At 53.7% G+C, this 16,969-nt stretch carries 19 protein-coding genes; 17 read left to right on the top strand and 2 right to left on the bottom strand.

Annotated features, from left to right (window positions below):
* Positions 1-26: 26 nt before the first annotated feature.
* From Enr10x_RS26135 to Enr10x_RS26125, 3 genes are all read left to right on the top strand, one after another.
* A complete protein-coding gene (locus tag Enr10x_RS26135; RefSeq protein ID WP_145451927.1) occupies positions 27-1,244 on the top strand; it encodes a phospholipase D family protein in 1,218 nt (405 codons plus the stop codon).
* 74 nt (positions 1,245-1,318) lie between these two features.
* On the top strand, positions 1,319-1,810 hold the full coding sequence (locus tag Enr10x_RS26130; protein WP_145451925.1) for a hypothetical protein: 492 nt from the start codon (positions 1,319-1,321) through the stop codon (positions 1,808-1,810).
* Between the two features lie 518 nt (positions 1,811-2,328).
* Positions 2,329-2,643, top strand: coding sequence for a hypothetical protein (locus Enr10x_RS26125; RefSeq protein WP_145451923.1), 315 nt, complete (start codon positions 2,329-2,331; stop codon positions 2,641-2,643).
* A 6-nt stretch (positions 2,644-2,649) separates the two neighbouring features.
* Here the strand turns inward: Enr10x_RS26125 and Enr10x_RS26120 are convergent, their stop codons facing one another.
* On the bottom strand, positions 2,650-2,871 hold the full coding sequence (locus Enr10x_RS26120) for a helix-turn-helix domain-containing protein (RefSeq protein ID WP_145451921.1): 222 nt from the start codon (positions 2,869-2,871) through the stop codon (positions 2,650-2,652).
* A 251-nt stretch (positions 2,872-3,122) separates the two neighbouring features.
* On the opposite strand from Enr10x_RS26120, the gene Enr10x_RS26115 reads away from it, so the two are divergent.
* The 13 genes from Enr10x_RS26115 (at position 3,123) to tnpC (ending at position 13,815) form a co-directional block, all read left to right on the top strand.
* Entirely contained in the window at positions 3,123-3,866 is a 744-nt protein-coding gene (locus Enr10x_RS26115) for a DUF4339 domain-containing protein (RefSeq protein ID WP_145451919.1), read from the top strand.
* A gap of 58 nt (positions 3,867-3,924) precedes the next feature.
* Positions 3,925-4,461, top strand: a complete 537-nt coding sequence (locus Enr10x_RS26110; RefSeq protein WP_145451917.1) for a hypothetical protein — start codon at positions 3,925-3,927, stop codon at positions 4,459-4,461.
* A 403-nt stretch (positions 4,462-4,864) separates the two neighbouring features.
* Positions 4,865-5,233: a DUF1257 domain-containing protein gene (locus Enr10x_RS26105; protein WP_145451915.1), complete on the top strand. Its 369-nt coding sequence runs from the start codon at positions 4,865-4,867 to the stop codon at positions 5,231-5,233.
* Positions 5,230-5,427: a DUF2997 domain-containing protein gene (locus Enr10x_RS26100; protein ID WP_145451913.1), complete on the top strand. Its 198-nt coding sequence runs from the start codon at positions 5,230-5,232 to the stop codon at positions 5,425-5,427. Before Enr10x_RS26105 ends, Enr10x_RS26100 begins: the two co-directional genes overlap by 4 nt.
* Positions 5,427-5,654, top strand: a complete 228-nt coding sequence (locus tag Enr10x_RS26095) for a hypothetical protein (RefSeq protein WP_145451911.1) — start codon at positions 5,427-5,429, stop codon at positions 5,652-5,654. The genes Enr10x_RS26100 and Enr10x_RS26095 overlap by 1 nt, the downstream gene beginning before the upstream one ends.
* Positions 5,655-5,747: 93 nt before the next feature.
* Positions 5,748-7,244: an AAA family ATPase gene (locus Enr10x_RS26090; RefSeq protein WP_145451909.1), complete on the top strand. Its 1,497-nt coding sequence runs from the start codon at positions 5,748-5,750 to the stop codon at positions 7,242-7,244.
* A gap of 88 nt (positions 7,245-7,332) precedes the next feature.
* On the top strand, positions 7,333-8,277 hold the full coding sequence (locus tag Enr10x_RS26085) for a hypothetical protein (protein ID WP_145114490.1): 945 nt from the start codon (positions 7,333-7,335) through the stop codon (positions 8,275-8,277).
* A gap of 12 nt (positions 8,278-8,289) precedes the next feature.
* On the top strand, positions 8,290-8,535 hold the full coding sequence (locus Enr10x_RS26080; protein ID WP_145114488.1) for a hypothetical protein: 246 nt from the start codon (positions 8,290-8,292) through the stop codon (positions 8,533-8,535).
* 91 nt (positions 8,536-8,626) lie between these two features.
* Entirely contained in the window at positions 8,627-8,830 is a 204-nt protein-coding gene (locus tag Enr10x_RS26075) for a hypothetical protein (RefSeq protein ID WP_145114486.1), read from the top strand.
* An 85-nt stretch (positions 8,831-8,915) separates the two neighbouring features.
* Positions 8,916-10,259, top strand: a complete 1,344-nt coding sequence (locus Enr10x_RS26070; protein WP_145114484.1) for a hypothetical protein — start codon at positions 8,916-8,918, stop codon at positions 10,257-10,259.
* A 917-nt stretch (positions 10,260-11,176) separates the two neighbouring features.
* A complete protein-coding gene (locus tag Enr10x_RS26065; protein ID WP_145447816.1) occupies positions 11,177-11,521 on the top strand; it encodes a hypothetical protein in 345 nt (114 codons plus the stop codon).
* Positions 11,518-11,871, top strand: a complete 354-nt coding sequence (gene tnpB / locus Enr10x_RS26060; protein WP_145447815.1) for an IS66 family insertion sequence element accessory protein TnpB — start codon at positions 11,518-11,520, stop codon at positions 11,869-11,871. The genes Enr10x_RS26065 and tnpB overlap by 4 nt, the downstream gene beginning before the upstream one ends.
* A 138-nt stretch (positions 11,872-12,009) precedes the next feature.
* Entirely contained in the window at positions 12,010-13,815 is a 1,806-nt protein-coding gene (gene tnpC, locus Enr10x_RS26055; RefSeq protein ID WP_145447814.1) for an IS66 family transposase, read from the top strand.
* On the opposite strand, the gene Enr10x_RS26050 is transcribed toward tnpC, so the two are convergent.
* Positions 13,805-14,347 carry a hypothetical protein gene (locus tag Enr10x_RS26050; RefSeq protein ID WP_145451907.1) on the bottom strand — a complete coding sequence of 181 codons (543 nt, stop codon included), beginning with the start codon at positions 14,345-14,347 and terminating at the stop codon, positions 13,805-13,807. The two genes, tnpC and Enr10x_RS26050, sit on opposite strands and share 11 nt — an antisense overlap.
* An 842-nt stretch (positions 14,348-15,189) precedes the next feature.
* Between Enr10x_RS26050 and Enr10x_RS26045 the strand changes: the two genes are divergently transcribed.
* Positions 15,190-16,647 carry a hypothetical protein gene (locus tag Enr10x_RS26045; protein ID WP_145451905.1) on the top strand — a complete coding sequence of 486 codons (1,458 nt, stop codon included), beginning with the start codon at positions 15,190-15,192 and terminating at the stop codon, positions 16,645-16,647.
* Positions 16,648-16,969: the final 322 nt, after the last annotated feature.

Below are 16,969 nucleotides of genomic sequence, written 5' to 3'. Positions count from 1 at the left end.
ATGCGACATTTAGAAAACACATTTAAATGAAACTTCTTACGACGGCCAACGAGATCAATGACACCCTTTACAGACTGGTTAAGCAGTGCCAGTCGTGTCAGATCGCCGTTGCCTGGGCGTCAACTGGAACCAAGCCCTTCGAGCGACTTCGTGACCATCAAGACAAGATCGAGCGGATGGTCGTCGGTACGCATTTCTATCAGACCGATCCGTCGTTCATCGAGGCGTTCATGCAGCACGCCAACGTCCGGTTCGTGCGAACAACCGATGGCGTTTTTCATCCCAAGATGTACTTCTTCTGGCTCCAAGGTGAATCCTGGGCATGTGTTGTCGGTAGCCCAAACTTCACTGCGGGCGGACTTGGCGGCAACGAAGAAGTGGCCACGTTGATTACCGACGCTGATGATGGAGCAGACGAAGCTCTGGCGCAGATCACATCGGCGATCAGTCGGTATTGGCAGCTTGCCTCACCAATCACTGATAAGCAGTTGGAAGCATACCGGCAGGCGTGGCGCAGAAAGAAGCCAGTGCTGAAGCGACTTCGAGGAAAGTTTGGCATCCCCGATGACGATTCGGATGACTCTGGCAAGCCACCGTTGGATGTGCCCATTCTCACGAAGACCTGGGAGCAGTTCTTCAACGAAGTTAAGTCCGAGAAAGATCACCACACGCTTCCCGGTCGCTTAGATGTGATCCGAGGCACGAGGGCGTTATTCGCCGAGTACCATCAATTCCAAGACATCGACCAGATCGGGCGGCGGAAGATTGCAGGGCTGATCGACGATGCAGACGCCGGCGTGAATTATCTATGGTTTGGCAGTATGAAAGGCGCTGGAAAGTTCTGGAAGGCGATTAACGATAACGATCCACATCTCTCATCGGCGATCGATCTGATTCCGGCTACAGGTGTGATCACGAGGGATGTATATCTAGCTTACATCGATGAGTATCGTCGGGCGTTTCCAGAGGGACGGCATGGGATTGCGACCGCCACACGGTTGTTGGCCATGAAACGCCCCGATTACTTTGTGTGCTTCGACGCACGTAATGAAGAAGGGCTGTGCGATGCTTTTGGAATCAGCCGCAATGTAGGCTACGAAGTCTATTGGGATTCGGTGATCGAGCGCATTGTGGAATCTAGCTGGTGGAATGTTCCCTGTCCTCAAGCAGACCAAGAAAGGGACGTGTGGCTCGCACGAGCAGCCTTCCTCGACTCACTTTACTACGATGGAAAGGGACTGTAAATGGGCACGGTGATTCCCGATTATCGGAAGCGAAGGAACCGGCCAAGGCTAAATGGTATGGAGATGGAATTACTATGAACGAAGAAGCATGTGAACTATGTGGTTCGCCCACGAACGTCAAGGTCCGCAACTTTAAAGTGGCCACGCCGCCATGTCTTTGTGCTCGTTGCCATGCAGTTGCAAAACGCCGGTTCAACAAATTCCGTGGTAGGAAGCGGGACCGAATCGTCGATATACCAACTCGCCAGGACTGGATCGATGCATTGGCTGATGCCTGGGACGAAACAAGCGGTTGTTTCAGGTGCAGAATTAGTCGTGTGCCCTTAGAACTTACCAATCACAAATCGCCGTTCTATGCGACAGCGGAGCATGTAGCCCCAGGAAAACGCAGCGAAGGTTTTTGGGTCGTAGCGGCCTTAATTAATGACATGAAATCCGACTTGGATTTTGATGAGTTCAAAAAAGTGCTTCCGCTGCTGGCTCAAATTGCGTTGAACACGGATAAGAAAACTGAACGACGGCAACTTGAGCAGGTCATGAGAAAACTGCGGCATTGGCGACGGTAATGCCTGCACAACACACACGAGAACAATCATGTTGAAGATAGACCGAGACAAACAGAGTTTTGCTCTCCTCGACACACCGACTCTTGGCCAGCCTTGAAAACCGGTTGAGTCGCCAAGAACCCATGCCCTTTATAATTGATGATGTTCTTTTGAATTTCGATGATGATCGGGCTATTGCCAGCCTACAGGTACTTGCAGAATTGTCAAAACAAACGCAGGTAGTCTTTTTCACGCATCACCAGCACCTTGTCGATATGGCGCGAGACAACCTTGCAGCGGACGAACTATTCATTACCACGTTGAACGGAAGATGGTAGCGGTTCTCACCGGTTTCGGCGCTAAATTATCCCAGTTTCTGCGTCAGAATACATGTAGACACGGCCTTTAATTATCAGTGATCGTCACTAATGGTTTCAACCGCCCTGAAATCGTCCCTCCGAGGACTGTTTCAGGGCGGTTTTTCTTACCTGGCCGTTGTTTCAAACAGTCTATGTTCCTGGTCCCAAGAAAGGAGCGGTATGCTATCGAAACAGGAAATCATGTTGATCAGAGCTGCCCTGCAGTTCTGGTATGAAGAAATGGATCTCGACGATGCAGATCTGTTCGCGATCTATTCTGGTGGCCCCAGAATCAAGCCCTCTTGGCGGGTAGAAGACATTCAACGGTTGCGTCAGCAGTTGAACGAGGCACGGCTGCGGTATGCTGTCTGTCACAGCGACGCAACCAGGGTCAAGATTCCCCACCTGTTTGACACTCCCGCAGCAGCCAATCAGGCGATGGCTGACGGCTCTGATCGACTGGGCGTGGTTCTGGTTGATGCTCCAGCAGTCTGAGTACCCTCAAACCCCCTCCATAAGCTCTGCCAGGCTGATGTCGAGTGTCTCGGCGATCCGCTCGATATTCCGCAGGGAAAGATTCCTCTCCCCCCGTTCGATCCCGCCGACGTAGGTCCGATCCAGCTCACAAGCGTAGGCAAAATTCTCCTGCGAGTAACCTTGCTCTTTGCGCAGTTCCCGGACCCGCTGTCCAAATCTCACCAGTATGTCTGCTCGTTTTGCCATGCAGGCATTTAACACTTGACAGCGACGATAAAACCACGGACTATAAGAATAATTCCGTGTCTGTAAATATGTCCAGATGGAATGGTCTTAAGCCGCCTGCTGACAGGCAGTCAGTTGCATTGAGAGTTTTTGCGAGGCTGGCTGGGCCACGAAGAACTGGGTATTTGCAGAACTCGTCTCAATAGAGGCCTCAGCCCCTCAGAGAAACGCATATTCAACCCCAAACCCAATAGAGAAGGTTGGTATATTCCATGCACGAAGAAAGTAACCAAACGATTGAAAGTCCCCCGAGTCAGTGGTGGCTGGCGAAGAATGGCGAGGCGGAAGGACCTCTGTCTCACCAGGAAATCTGTGATGGCTTGAAGTCAAGCCGCATCAGATCGTCAGATTATGCATACTCGTCTGATCAGAAGGAATGGAAGCCTCTGGCTGCCTGGAGCGAGTTCGAATCTGGAACTGCAGAATCTGCTCTGCAAACTCCACCGGCTCCCCCTGTTGACAGTTATCCTATCGAGCCCTTGCTCACCAATCCCAGGCTGCCCGCCATGGCAAACTGGATCTGTATCTACACGCTCCAGATTTCTCCCTGGCTCTGGTGCCTCTATGCCGTTTCAGAAATGATCAGCGGGACCGCGCTAAAAGAAAAGGCTCCGCTCATGGGCGTGGAGGTCCTGGCGATGATAATCAGCATGCTCGTTTCACTGGGGGTAACAATTTCACTCTTCATCGGTGGGATTCGTCTCAAAGCGTTAAGCCGTTCAGGTCCGAATATCATTATCCTCAGTATCGTAGTCGCAACTGCGGCCCATTTACTGTTGTCTCTCGGGGTGATGGTGATCATTGCGATGACCGATCAAAACGGCTTCACCTCAAAAACCGTGGCAGTCGAGTTGATTGACTATTTCGTTCTCATTGTCGCACTGTGCGAAGGGGCGTTTCTGCTCACCTCGCTTTTCTGGCTGAGGCGTAATGCCCGTTTTTTGCCCCTCTCTTAAGGCATTAGTTCATTAAGTCCCGTATTGATTAACCTGACTATGAAAGAGACCGAGCTTCATGACCGAATATCCAGTCCCCGAAAACCGGGAAGCCACAGCGTGGCGTTTTGATGACCAGGGCCTGCTTGCAGGCCCTTACTCTTATCACGAACTCATGGACTATGTAGAGCTGGACTACATCCAGCCAGAAACCGAGATCATTCACGAGGACGGCCGGAAATTCCAGGCGTATGAGATCGGCTTGTTTCCCGGGTTTGTCCCTGCAAAAAATGTCTCTGCCGACGAGAACGAAAACGCGATCGCTCCTTTACCGGGCTGGAATGTTCTGGCGGGAGTGGTCGCACTGACTCTGGTTACAATGAAAGTGGCCCAGAGGGTTCCTGAAGATCATTGGTTTCACGGCGTGCTACCGTTCTCGTTGACCATTGGTGGTTTAGCGATGGTTTTAATCGGCTGTTATACCGGTTTGACTGGGATTGCTCACAACTTCCGGGGGATACCTAAGTACCGTCCTGTCTTTTACAGAGTTGGTGCCGTGATCGTGATTTACCTGGGCATTTTATTCCTGATTGCAGGAACTAAAGATCTATTTTGATGCCTGTAGTCGCTGATCACACTTTTCAGTGGGAACCTTCGGGAGCTTGTTTTGACAGCTTCGCATAATCAGTGGTGAGAGTACACCTGAGACTTGGGCAAATATTTCGGCCGATCGCGTAGCCACCGCGAGCAGAAGCAGCCTAAAAGTCACAGGATTAGTCCTGAATTCTACATAGTCACATCAGACAGTTTCGTACGCCCTGGAATAGTCTCCCCGAAGACAGTTTCAGGGCGTTTTGTTTTCAAGCTGTTGGTAAGCGAACCGGGGAACAGCTGACTGCAGCATATCATCAACAGGCAGACCAGCAGCAAACCAACCAGCGGCGGTTCTGAGGTAACCCAGATTTAAAAAGTACTTTCTAGATTTCTTGCCAGTGATTTAACAAAAGGAGAACCAATTCATGAGTCATATTGTGGAAATCAAAACCGAAGTCCGGGACGAGGCAGCCATCAGTGCTGCCTGTCAGCGTCTCAAGCTGGAGGCACCAACGCAGGGGACAGTAAAGCTTTTCAGCGACTCTGCCACCGGTACGATCGTCAAGCTACCTGGCTGGCGATATCCGGCTGTGTTCGACACACAATCCGGCCAGGCCCGCTTCGACAACTTCGAAGGTCGCTGGGGCGAGCAGGGGCAACTGGATCGCTTCCTGCAGGGGTATGCCGTTGAGAAGACACGTATCGAAGCGCGTCGTAAGGGACACACGGTGACCGAGCAGGCTCAGGCTGATGGCTCGATCAAGTTGACGGTCCAGGTAGGAGGTGCTGTATGAACCAGACGATCGAGATCACAGTCACCCCGGACGGACAGACGCGTGTGGAAACCAAGGGCTTTTCAGGAGCCGGGTGCCGCGAAGCCAGCCGGTTCATTGAGGAAGCCCTGGGAAAACGGACCAGCGAACGGACTACGCCGGAGTTCTTTCAGGTCGCTGATGAACGGCAACGCCTTCAGGAAGGAGGTGGTTGATGACCAGGGTCCGTCGACAGATCCAACGGCAGCAACGCGAAGATCCGGCTGTCGAAGCACGCCGCATTGCCCGCATTCGTAAGAAGCATGCAGACCTGATCAAAGAGCAGGAGGCCCTCAGTCGCTGGATGACACGCCTGAAACGTGCATTTCACAAGGTGGAGAAGCTTCAGGAGCGGATCGCCCGTATGGAACGCCAGTTGGCGGACCTGGAGGATCGTGGCTGACAGTCAGGCTCTGCACATTCAATAACCATTTGTTTTATCAATGCCCCGGCTTCAGCTGGGGCTTTTTATTTGAACACTTAATAAGGAGTCGTCATGCCGACCACCACTTCATTAACCCAGAAACTGGCTGAACATGTCGCCGCCTGTTTCCCGGGGCTATGGATTCAGTCCCACGAGCATCAGGATGCTCTGACAGAGATTGCTCAGCTCTGCCATGATTCAGAGTGGCAGCTGGCCACCTGGGACATCGACACGGGGCTCAGTGTCCCCGACCAGACAGAGCAGGGGGGAAGCAGCAATGACCCGCTGACCGCCATCAAGGCCATCAATGCCCTGGCCACACCTGAAGGAACAGCCATTCTCGTGCTGCAGAACTTCCACCGGTTCCTGCAGTCCGCAGAGGTTGTCCAGGCGTTGTGCCAGCAGATCAACACCGGCAAGCAGAACCGGACGATTGTGATCGTGCTTTCACCCGTGGTGCAAATCCCCACCGAGCTGGAACGGATGTTTGTCGTGATGGAGCATGATCTGCCTCACCGGCAGGAGCTGGAAGAAATCGCTCGCGGGATTGCCACGGAGGAGGGAGAACTGCCTGCAGAAGGTGAGTTACAGGTGATTCTCGATGCGGCAGCCGGACTCACGCGTATGGAAGCGGAGAATGCGTTCAGCCTGTCACTGGTTCGGGACGGGAGAATCACTGCAGATGCCGTCTGGGAATTAAAGACCCAAACGCTAAAAAAAAGCGGTCTGCTCTCGCTGTACCGCAGCGACGATGATTTCAGCAGCCTGGGAGGCCTGGCGGCACTCAAGGCGTTCTGTAAACGGGCCATGCTGCATCCCCAACGTGGGAATCCGTTGAAACGCCCGCGTGGGGTTTTGCTGTTATCCCCTCCTGGTTGTGGCAAGTCACAGTTCTGTAAGGCACTCGGCAGGGAGGTCGGTCGTCCTGTACTCAATCTCGATATTGGTAGCCTGATGGGTTCGCTGGTAGGACAGTCGGAGGAGCGCACACGGGAAGCCCTGAAAGTCATTGATGCGATGGCTCCCTGTATCGCCATGATCGACGAAGTCGAGAAGGCTTTTGCTGGCATGAACGGCAGTGGAGACTCCGGAGTCGCATCAAGAATGTTTGGGGTGTTTTTGTCGTGGCTCAACGATCACCAGTCCGACGTGTTCGTAGTGTGTACCGCGAATGACGTTTCCAGATTGCCTCCGGAGTTCAGTCGGAGTGAACGTTTTGATGGTGTGTTTTTCCTGGACCTCCCCGATCGTGAGGAGAAAGACGCGATCTGGGCACTCTACCGGGATCTGTTCGAGATCGGCGCGGACCAGGCCGCTCCCGACGACACCGACTGGACCGGTGCAGAGATCAAGTCCTGTTGCCGCCTGGCAGCCTTGCTTGATCTGCCTCTGCGTCAGGCCGCTCAAAACGTGGTTCCCGTCGCGGTGACTGCAGCGGAATCGGTCAGTCAGTTACGGACCTGGGCCGGTGGTCGCTGTCTCTCTGCGAATCAACCGGGCATTTACCGTAAGCCGCAGCAACGAGCCCGCTCGCGTCGCAGCGTGAATCGCGATGCATCCAAGAACTAAAAACCACTTTTTAAATTCAATCCACGAAAGCCGGTGCGTGACGAACTAGCGTCATTCACGGGCTTGTTTTGTTTCTGGAGATTTTGATATGTCAACATTACTCGAAGAGGCTCCGTCTGAGACAACCATCACTCCCAGTGAGCGACTGCGATCTTCCATGGCGGCAGCCCGGCTGAGCTTTACCTGGCTGGGAGTGAGAAAGTCGCTTACGGCCCAGCAGAAGAACCAGGCCGCCGATTCCTTCGGTGCCGAAGGGAAATACCTTTCTGCCGGCAAGAAACTGCTGGATACCCGTCATGCCGCCTTCAAAGCCGTTACGGCGATCCGGGGGCGTGCGATCGCCTACTGGAAAGGTGTGTCGCTCCCCTTTCCGGAACCGGGGATTCGGCTGATCCGCCAGGATGAGATTACGGCCTTCGATCAGTCGATCGCGGATTTCCGTCGGGAACTGGACGAGGCGGTCGACGAACTGGATCGGCACTATGAAGAACTGCGTACTGCGGCCCGGGATCGTCTGGGGGATTTATTCAATCCCGATGACTATCCACCGTCGCTGATCGGCATGTTCGAGATTGAGCACGACTATCCCTCCGTAGAGCCTCCGAATTACCTCCGGCAGCTGAATCCGGAGCTGTATGAGCAGGAGTGTCAGCGGGTGCAGTCCCGGTTTGACGAAGCTGTGCAGCTGGCCGAGCAGGCGTTTTTAAGTGAGCTGACGCAGATGGTGGATCATCTGACAGAACGGCTGACGGGCCGACAGGATGGGAAGCCCAAGGTCTTTCGAGATACCGCGGTCACGAACCTGACCGATTTCTTCGACCGGTTTCGTCAGCTTAATATCCGCTCGAACGAGCAGCTGGATGAGCTGGTGGCGAACGCCCAGCAGATCATTACCGGCGTGAACCCCCAGCAATTGCGTGACAGCCAGGATGTACGTGAGCGGGTGGCTTCCCAGATGTCGGCGGTGCAGCACAACCTGGACCAGTTGCTGGTGGATCGGCCTCGCCGCAATATCCAGCGTCGACCCAAATAAGCGGGAGGCCCCATGCAAATACTCATTCAAACCGATGGTGCCGTGCGGTGCCTGTATGACGAAACGCTGGATCTGCACGACATAGGACAGCTGCAGATTGAACGTGGTTCGCATGTCGAACCGGATCAGCAGGGAAACTGGACGGCGGATTTGTCACCAGTCGGGGGCCCGTTACTGGGCCCCTATCGGAACCGAAGTGATGCTCTGCACGCGGAACGGGTGTGGCTGGAAACGAACTGGCTGATCAATTCGCGGTAGCAACATCCTCAATGTGCCCTGCGGGGCAGTGTGGATTCACGCTGCTCCGAGGGGGCAGCGTTTTCTCATTTTTTACCAGGAGTCAACGCAAATGATGCAAGCTCAACTCGACCAGCAGGTCGCTCAGGCAACGGGAGAAGACTTAGGGGAAGTCCGGTTTCGTGGTTTCAGTCTGGCAGACCCGCTGACCGTCTGTTTTGATCCCGAGCCCTGTGACCTCCCGCCACAGATTCTGGACTGGGATCAGGTGGATCTGGAGCGGAATGTCGCTCTGATAAAACAGCCGGTTTTGTGAACACGCTCGTATAGCCGTTTTTTCATGCCCTCCTGGTGCCTGTTACCGGGTGGGCATTTTTTTTCTGATCGCAGTAGGAGAAACAATGATACAAGTATCTCGCTCTTTAATACGTGAGTTGAAAACCGTCTTCAGTCGTGGACTGGGAATTACCAGTCGCCAGACCGGTCCGCCAGTCGAGTTTCTGGTCGACCAGCGTCAACTGCGGATTCGGACCCGCAATCAGCAGGTGGCACTGGAATACCGAACTCCCGTTGAGGGACTGGAGATTCAGCAGATTTCCGCCCCCTTCGGGCTGCTGCGTTGTTGCCATGGTCCCAAGGCCGATCCGGTCCAGATTCAGCGGCAGGAGAAAGCCATTCAAGTCGAATGGCAGGAGGCTGGTATCCCGCAGTCGATGGAATACCCTACAGCGGAATGCAGAGAATTCCCGGCTCTGCCTGACGAGCTGGACCGTAACGAGTCCCGGCTGATGGAAGCCTTACGTGATGCCTGCGAAACGGCAACCGATGATTCCGCACGTTACGCCCTGGATCACCTGCAGCTTAGAGGGGTAGAAGGTCAGGTGATCAGCACAGATGGCAGGCAGCTGTTGGTTCAGGAGGATTTCCAGTTCCCCTGGGAGGGGGAGCTCCTGATCCCTGTCAATCGCCTGCTATGCTGTCGGGAATTACGACGTGGAAAGTCGGTTGAGATCGGCAGGACAGCGGAATGGGTGACACTCCGATCGGGACCGTGGACGATTTGGCTGCGGATCAATGAGAAGGCCCGTTTTCCCGATGTGATGGAACTGGTCAATCAGAGTCCGGAAGCAGTTGCTTCCCTACAGATCCCGGATGAAGATGCTGAGTTTATCTGTGCGGCCCTGAAGCCCAAGCCGTTTCACCAGGATGATGCCGGAAAAGTGACCTTGGACTTGAACGGGGAGGTCACGGTGTGTGCCCGTGAAGCAGGGCAGGGGCAGCAGCGGAATTATGTTTTGTGTCGCTCGGAGCGATCCGGGGAAAGTCTGCGGGCAAATACGAGTCGGGATTATTTCAGGCGTGCTTTGCAGTTGGGCTTCCGGGAAATCAGTCTGAGTGGATCGGATACGCCGGCCTGCTGCAGGGATGAGTACAGGATCTATGTCTGGGCACTGCTTACTCAGGCAGAAACCTTGCAGTCCCAGCCTGATGCCGTCCGGATTGAGTCCACGTCTGTTGCTCCTCCGAAAACTCGATCTCGGACGAAGCAGAAACGTGTGACTGAGCGGGTCCAGTCAGAGCAGAAGCAGGCCGTCGAAGCGGAGCAGGTTCTGACGCAAATGAAGTCTCTGTGTGGTGGCCTGACTGAAACCGTGTCGCATATCCGGGACCTGATGGCGCAACTTCATACACAGAGCCAGGGCTGGAGACGCGGTCTGACTTCTGATCAGAGGGTCGGCACCTGAGTATCACATTCTGAGTGTTTCTGAGAAAAGCCGTCCCTGACAGGGACAGGTTGGTTAACATAACCCCGTGGGAGATTTCATGACCTACAACAGTAAAGACAAATTGAACGCGTTCCACTTAACAGGCAGTGTGGGTGTTTCCACACTGCTAGGTCTGCTGACAGGGAGCTGGGTAGTATTCCTCGTAATGAGTATTTTGCTGGTCGGTACATCACTGCTGACCGGTGAGATCCGAATACCAGATCATCGCCCTAGGCGATAACGCGCGCAGCCCTGTGCTGCCCTCATTTTGGTTTGATCCAGATGAGGGCAGGCAGGGCATATCGAGCAGTTCATTTTCGTTTATCTCTTAGACATTTTTTTATCTATCAGAAAGGGGATATGTCTGGATAATTATCGACTAAAAAGGGGCGTGTTTCGGGAGGTGGCAAAGGGGATTTGACAGGCGTTGAGAGTGATTTCCAGAGCCTTGCCGGGCTTCAGTTTAAAAGAAGCTGGCAAGGCCTATATGTATACATTGCCCTGTGTTTGGATTGAGAAGAGATAAATGCTGGAGATCTTGGATCAGTGGCCATACTAAATGGCCTCGATTCTAGGCTCCCTGCGGCGTTCTCAGGGCATTCTCGGGGCGTACGCGACCCTGGGTGCGTCTCAGGTCGTCAGAGAGCCACAGGGGCAAATTCCGAATAGCAGGGAGTAGGCAGCCACAGTGTCCTTGGACAGGTGTTTTATGTGTACATATTTGACGGTGTTTACTCAGGGGAGATCGCACAGCGTTCAGCTTTGCTCTGCGATCAGTACGCACGCGTGTCGTTACGGGGTAACCGTACACCAGAACCATTGTAGGCGCAGGGTTTAGAATCTCGGGTTTCCTCACGTTTCCCATACAGGAGATCCCATGGTCCAAAACAATTCGAGTGAAACCGCCCAAGTCTGGGCAGACCGACTGGAGCGATTCGACCAGGCTGAAATCACCGTCGCGCAGTTCTGCCAAAACGGAAAACGTCTCAAAAGCGTCCTACTATTACTGGCGGCGGAAGGTCCGCGGCCGGCGGAAGATCCGCGGTACCACCAGGAGAGACCATCAACGGCTTCGCGACAGCACGTCTGCCCCTCCTCGACAGACGGGCAGAAAGCCGGCAGGCTTCCTGCCCGTCACGCTTGCAGCGTCCTCACCGGCCACTGTCATGGCCGTCGATCTGCCGGGCGGCATTCGCATTCGATTCGAGATCCCGTCCTGTAGCCAGGAGGCCCGCTCATGATGGGCTTGCCCAGCGGCACGCCCATCTACCTGTGCACCGAGCCGGTCGATTTTCGTAACGGCTTCGACGGTTTAACCGGCATTGTCACCGCGACGCTGGGTCAGAACGTCCTCAACGGTTCTCTATTCCTGTTTGTGAACCGCCGACGCGATCGTATCAAAGCCCTGTGGTGGGAGACCGGCGGACTGACGTTATGGTACCGGCGGCTTGAGCAAGGTACCGTTGAGCTGCCAACGCCCGAAGACGACAAAACCCACGTGACCATCGATTCGGTCGAACTGGCCATGTGGATCGCCGGCGTTTCGCTGAAGTCGTCCAGGCACAGAAGAAAGCGAATGACTGCGGTCTGAGTCGCAGCCTCATCAAAACATCCTTCGGCAAACCGGCCTGGCGAGAATCTATTTCGCGGGCCGGTTTTTGTTGGGATTTGCTTTTTTTATTGATCATCGGGTAGTGCGAAAAGTCCGAATTCTTATAATGCGTCCATCATGGCTGATGAATCACTTCCCCACGACATCCAAGACTGCCATCGCTTGATTGCGATGTTGCAAAGGCAAGTCGATGACGGGCAACAAACGATCAATCAACAAGCGACCCAGCTTTCACTCAAGGACAAGCTGGTCGAAGAACAGGCCCACTCGGTCTTGCAGCTCAAGGACAATCAGGACCAGCTCAATGAGAAAGTCACCGAGCTGAACCTGACGATCGAGAAACTTCTTAAACAACTCTACGGCCGTAAGAGCGAACGGCGAATCGACGGTGCCGGTCAGTTGCTGCTGGACCTGGGCGAGGAAGTCACGCCCGAAGTGGTCAGCGCGCTCGAAGAAGCGATCCGGCAAGCTGAACAAATTGCCCAGGACGCCGCTGAATCGAACCGAAAGTGCCAACCCAGGCGACCGCGACCCGACGACCGTAAATTCCCCGCCCACCTGCCGCGTTATGAGAAACTCGTTGACCTTCCCAAGGAACAACGCGAGGGATTGAAACTGATCGGCTACGATGAAGTCGAAACGCTTGAGTTGATCCGCAGTGAACTACGCGTGCGGGTGACCAGATATGCCAAGTACGCGCACCCAGCGGACAAAACCCAAGGCATCCTCAGTCCTGAGCGGCCGACCGGACTGGTCGAGGGCCATCGTTTCGATCCATCGATCGGTGTAGAAGTCGTGGCGGCGAAATACTTCTATCATCTCCCGTTTTACCGCCAGCAAGACCTGTTCGCCGGCAGTGGCTGGACCCCCAGTCGCAGCACGCTGCAAAACATCGAAGCGGGTGTTGAGTTTGCACTTCGTCCGCTGGCGGCGCACCTGCGCAGCTATCTGAAACAGGATCAAACGATCGGTTGCGACGACACCGGCGTGTTGTTGATTACTCCCGCCGCGATGCCGGATCTGTCCCGGCATCCCCGCGGGCAGCGGATCGGCGAGGTGCTGGAAACCGCGATCGCCGCCGGCAAGCCCAGCATCAACGCAAAGATGTGGGGCTATTACGCCTCGCGTCTTCCGGTGGTGGCGTTTGACTTCACGGTCAGTCGTCACCGGGACGGACCGGATGAAGTGCTCAGAGATTTCGCGGGCAACCTGATCGGAGATTGCTGGTCGGGTTTTCAGAAGATCGAGGTTCGAAGTGGCTCACGGATTACGTTCGCCGCGTGTTGGGCGCATGCGCGTCGTAAGATTGACGAGTGCCGCAGCGCGTTCCCGCTCCAGGTCGCTCAGCTCGAATCGTGGATTCGGATGCTCTACGACGTCGAGGACCAGATCCAGAGGCTCAATGCGTCCCAGCGGCTGGCCCGTCGCCGCCGCCTGTCGCGTCATGTACTGGGTCTGATCGAAGAGTACTTGTCCGGCGAAGAGATGTCGCCGGGTCGTGTTTTACCCAAGAGCAATCTTGGTCAAGCCGCTGCGTACATTCGTCGTCACTGGAAGGCCTTGTCGCGATTTATTGATGACGCCTCGATCCCGATTGACAACAACGATTGCGAACAACTGATGAAACGTGTGGCCACGGGTCGCAAGAATTGGATGTTCAAAGGATCGGTGTTCGCTGGTGATCGAGCGGCGAACCTGATGACGATCGTGGGTACGGCGATTCGTAACGACCTGGACGTAGCTGCTTACCTGCACGACGTGTTGCAGCGTGCCCTTGACGGCGAGACGGACTGGGCCAGGCTGGCACCGCACGCCTGGAGAGTGGACCACCCTGAATCGATTCGAACGTACCGCCAGGACGAGCGTCGCCAATCCGCTGACCGCAAACGCAAGCGTCGAGCCCGACGCCGCCTCAGCAAATAATCAGCCCCAGCGAAATGACTGGTCCTGGTGTACGGTTACGCCTGATCGACATTGAGTAGAACATAAATTCTTCCTCCCATCTGTTACTGGGCTGAATGCTCGGTGGTATCAGTTCTGCTATGAGGGCCTGTAGTCTCAGGTCCACACTGGAAGTGGGGCGTAAATAAACACTCAGAGTGGGCTCATCACCTGGTTTAAGCTCAGCGTAGTAAGATGCGATGACCAAGTTTAATACTTCCTGTTGTCCCGTCATGCCGAACCAATTCCACATCTGTCGCAGGTTGTGGTCTTGATAACCGTAAAAATGTGGCTTACCGACGGCATACCTGAGCTTCCAGTCAGAGCCCCCCGGGACGTCACGCACGCAGAAGAACAGATCGGCATAAACCTGAACCACTTCAGGAGTGAGATTACAGAACTCAGCAATTTCCCAGTCAGACTGTCCGACCAGAATCCTCGACTCTAGTTCTGCGCGACGAAGACCATCTTCCTCAGATATCTGGCGGGCAGCATGAATCTTGGGGGATTTCATTCTGTCTCCGTTTTTGAGGTAGGCTAATGCATCCCTGGTTACCTGGTCATGAGGGGCTAGGTTGCGGTCTGGTTGTCTGAATAGCTGTTCTGCAGCTTCCCATCTCCAGGAGAGAGGGGTAAACGGATTACCTTGAACTGTAGCGTTTGTAAGGATCATCTTAGACTCCCTTCTAAGACTGATGATGTCAGATTTAAAAAGTACTTTTTAGGTACGGTGATTAAACAGGCCCTCATTATACGACATGCAAATTCTTCGAACCAGACGTTGTCAGTTTGTAGTGGTCGTCGTTACCTCCGAATGGGGGCAACTGAGAACAGATCATCGACTATACCGTCCAGGTTTATCAGCAACTTGTTGACGCCCCTGACGGACGAGCGCGGGTACTTTAGACTGATCGCCCTGAACAGGAAAGAGGCGGGTTTGAATAGTGCATCATGTCAGTGAGGATTCTTACCCACGTTACTTTTGCTCCTGGGTAACTTGATGTTCTTCGTTACATCCTGAGATTCCCTCAGCACCACATCACGACAGAACTCAGCCATCGACGTATCCCCTAGTGCTGCTGCCAGTCTGATGATTCGGTGCTCATCTGCGGTGATGTGGAATTTGATCTGACGTTTCGAGTTGTCTGTATCGTTTATCATTTATGTGGCCTTTCCAGGGTTTATTTACCGGGTTTGATTGTACCATACGCCCCCTAAGGGGTTTCAAGTGAATATTGGACTTGACGCTTTAAAGCAGGCGGTTGTACTGTCGAGTTAAGGGTGTATGCCCCCAAGACATGATCAGAGATTTCAAAAGTACTTTTGAAATCGAGTTGTAGTGTAAGGAAGGTACAGATGTCGCAAACAGGAGTGGTCCATGTTAACCATGGAATATCCAGGTTGGCTCCCTCAATTCGCAGAAGTCTGCTTAAAGACATTATTGAGTTTCCAGCGAAAGAGTTCAGCAGCGAGGGCAACGGGAGGATTCCTGTGCGTTCCAGAGATGTTCGAATATGGCGAGAGTGCCTATCTGGGCAGACCATCGTTCTTACCGGACTCATACCGGCCATAGTGGATCGCCTCGAGCAGTCAGGTGTTAAAGTTGAGGTGATCGAACATCGTCGCTTTCCAGCACAGCATAAGTTGCGGCAGGGTCTCTTGAAAAATTCCTCAGGGAGTGAGCGAGAGTTTCTACTTGCTTTAAAAAACAACCCAATTGGTCAGATTGAAGTCAATACGCGTGATGAGGTCGTCCAACGCATACTTGAAATAGCTCATACATTTCCCAAAGCGAAAATATTGATACGGCTTTCTAGAATAGCGGACGCAGATAATTTGTGTAACAAACTCAGGCTCGAGGACCCTGAACTCGATGCCAGTGTTAAGCCGTCGGAATACTGGCCTGCCAAGCCTTCACGCGTCTTATTCACTTGTGGTGCTTTGATTGGTGGGTGTGATAATAAAGACTGGGATATCATTCTGCTACCTGATCCTGCGAAAGCTGTGAAGAAGGGGTTTTTCGGATCAATGCGTATCTTTCGAAATCATCCTTATCGTTGTTACAGCTTCGTATTGCCAAGTCTCTCTCTCTGTCCTCCCGAAAGACTGCTGCTGGAAGCAATATCCGGGCAAGTCATCTACTCGAAAATCTCACACAAATCCGCTGTTCAGGTTCTCTGGCAGAAACCACCTTCTGCCCCTGTTTCTGGGATTAATGAACGCTGTCTCAAGTGGAAGCAGGATAACTATTGGAAAAATGATCGCCGCAATGATTATATCGCTGGTATCGCGAGGGCATTTGTCACTGATAACCACAAAAAACTGAAAAAATACGGGGTGCCTTTTCATCAGGGAAAGCCCCATTTTACTAACTCTAGTTCGCCCCAGGTTGTTGTCCTCGTGGAATCCCAAGCAGCCGGTCTTGAACTCCAGAAACGTTTACCTGGCTGGGAATTGAAGTGCAACGGAACTGGTAACGATGATAATACACAAAGTGACTGTCCTGAGAGGTTAATCATCACAACCACTCAGGCTGCGCTAAATAGCATTGATGCAGATGTTCTTATCTACGCAGCAGGTGGACAGGGCGTCGGTGCTCTACGATCTACTATTGGGGAGTCAGAAACTCGGCCAAATCAAACCACGGCACTCATCATTGAGCTGGCCGACGGGATTGACAAGATCGCAGTGGAAGACGTCCGTGATAGAAGGAGGGGATACGCGGAACGCGGCTGGAAACAGTCGGGGCCCGGACTCCCCTCAACCCCAGGTAAACACACGAAAGTGCCCGTCGCACAGGAGGCATCTCCATGATCCTACGTCGCGTAAACTCGTGTTTTACCCTCACGTTCTTCAGCTCCACCCTGAAGAGCAACCGCTGTCCGGTGAAAACCACTGTTTCATCCGATAGTAACCCGTCTCTAGAACTCGGTGGTTCTTTGGATTCTAGGACCGTCCCACGCAACTGGGGGGACGTTAAAGATAACCTGAAGCCTGAGCTCGTCTGGAGACTCGTAGAGAAGGACCTTTACGAGATTTCTATGACCACTACAGGTGTGCTGGGCGTTCGCTACTACTGGGGAAGCCAGAGGGACGCGATCATCCTGTATGGTCACTACCCTCGGGTTATCAGAAC

Origin of the sequence: Gimesia panareensis, assembly GCF_007748155.1 — a bacterium.
GTDB lineage: Bacteria > Planctomycetota > Planctomycetia > Planctomycetales > Planctomycetaceae > Gimesia > Gimesia panareensis.
The sequence above is the reverse complement of the archived record's forward strand: the minus strand, read 5'-3'. Positions and strand labels throughout refer to the sequence as shown.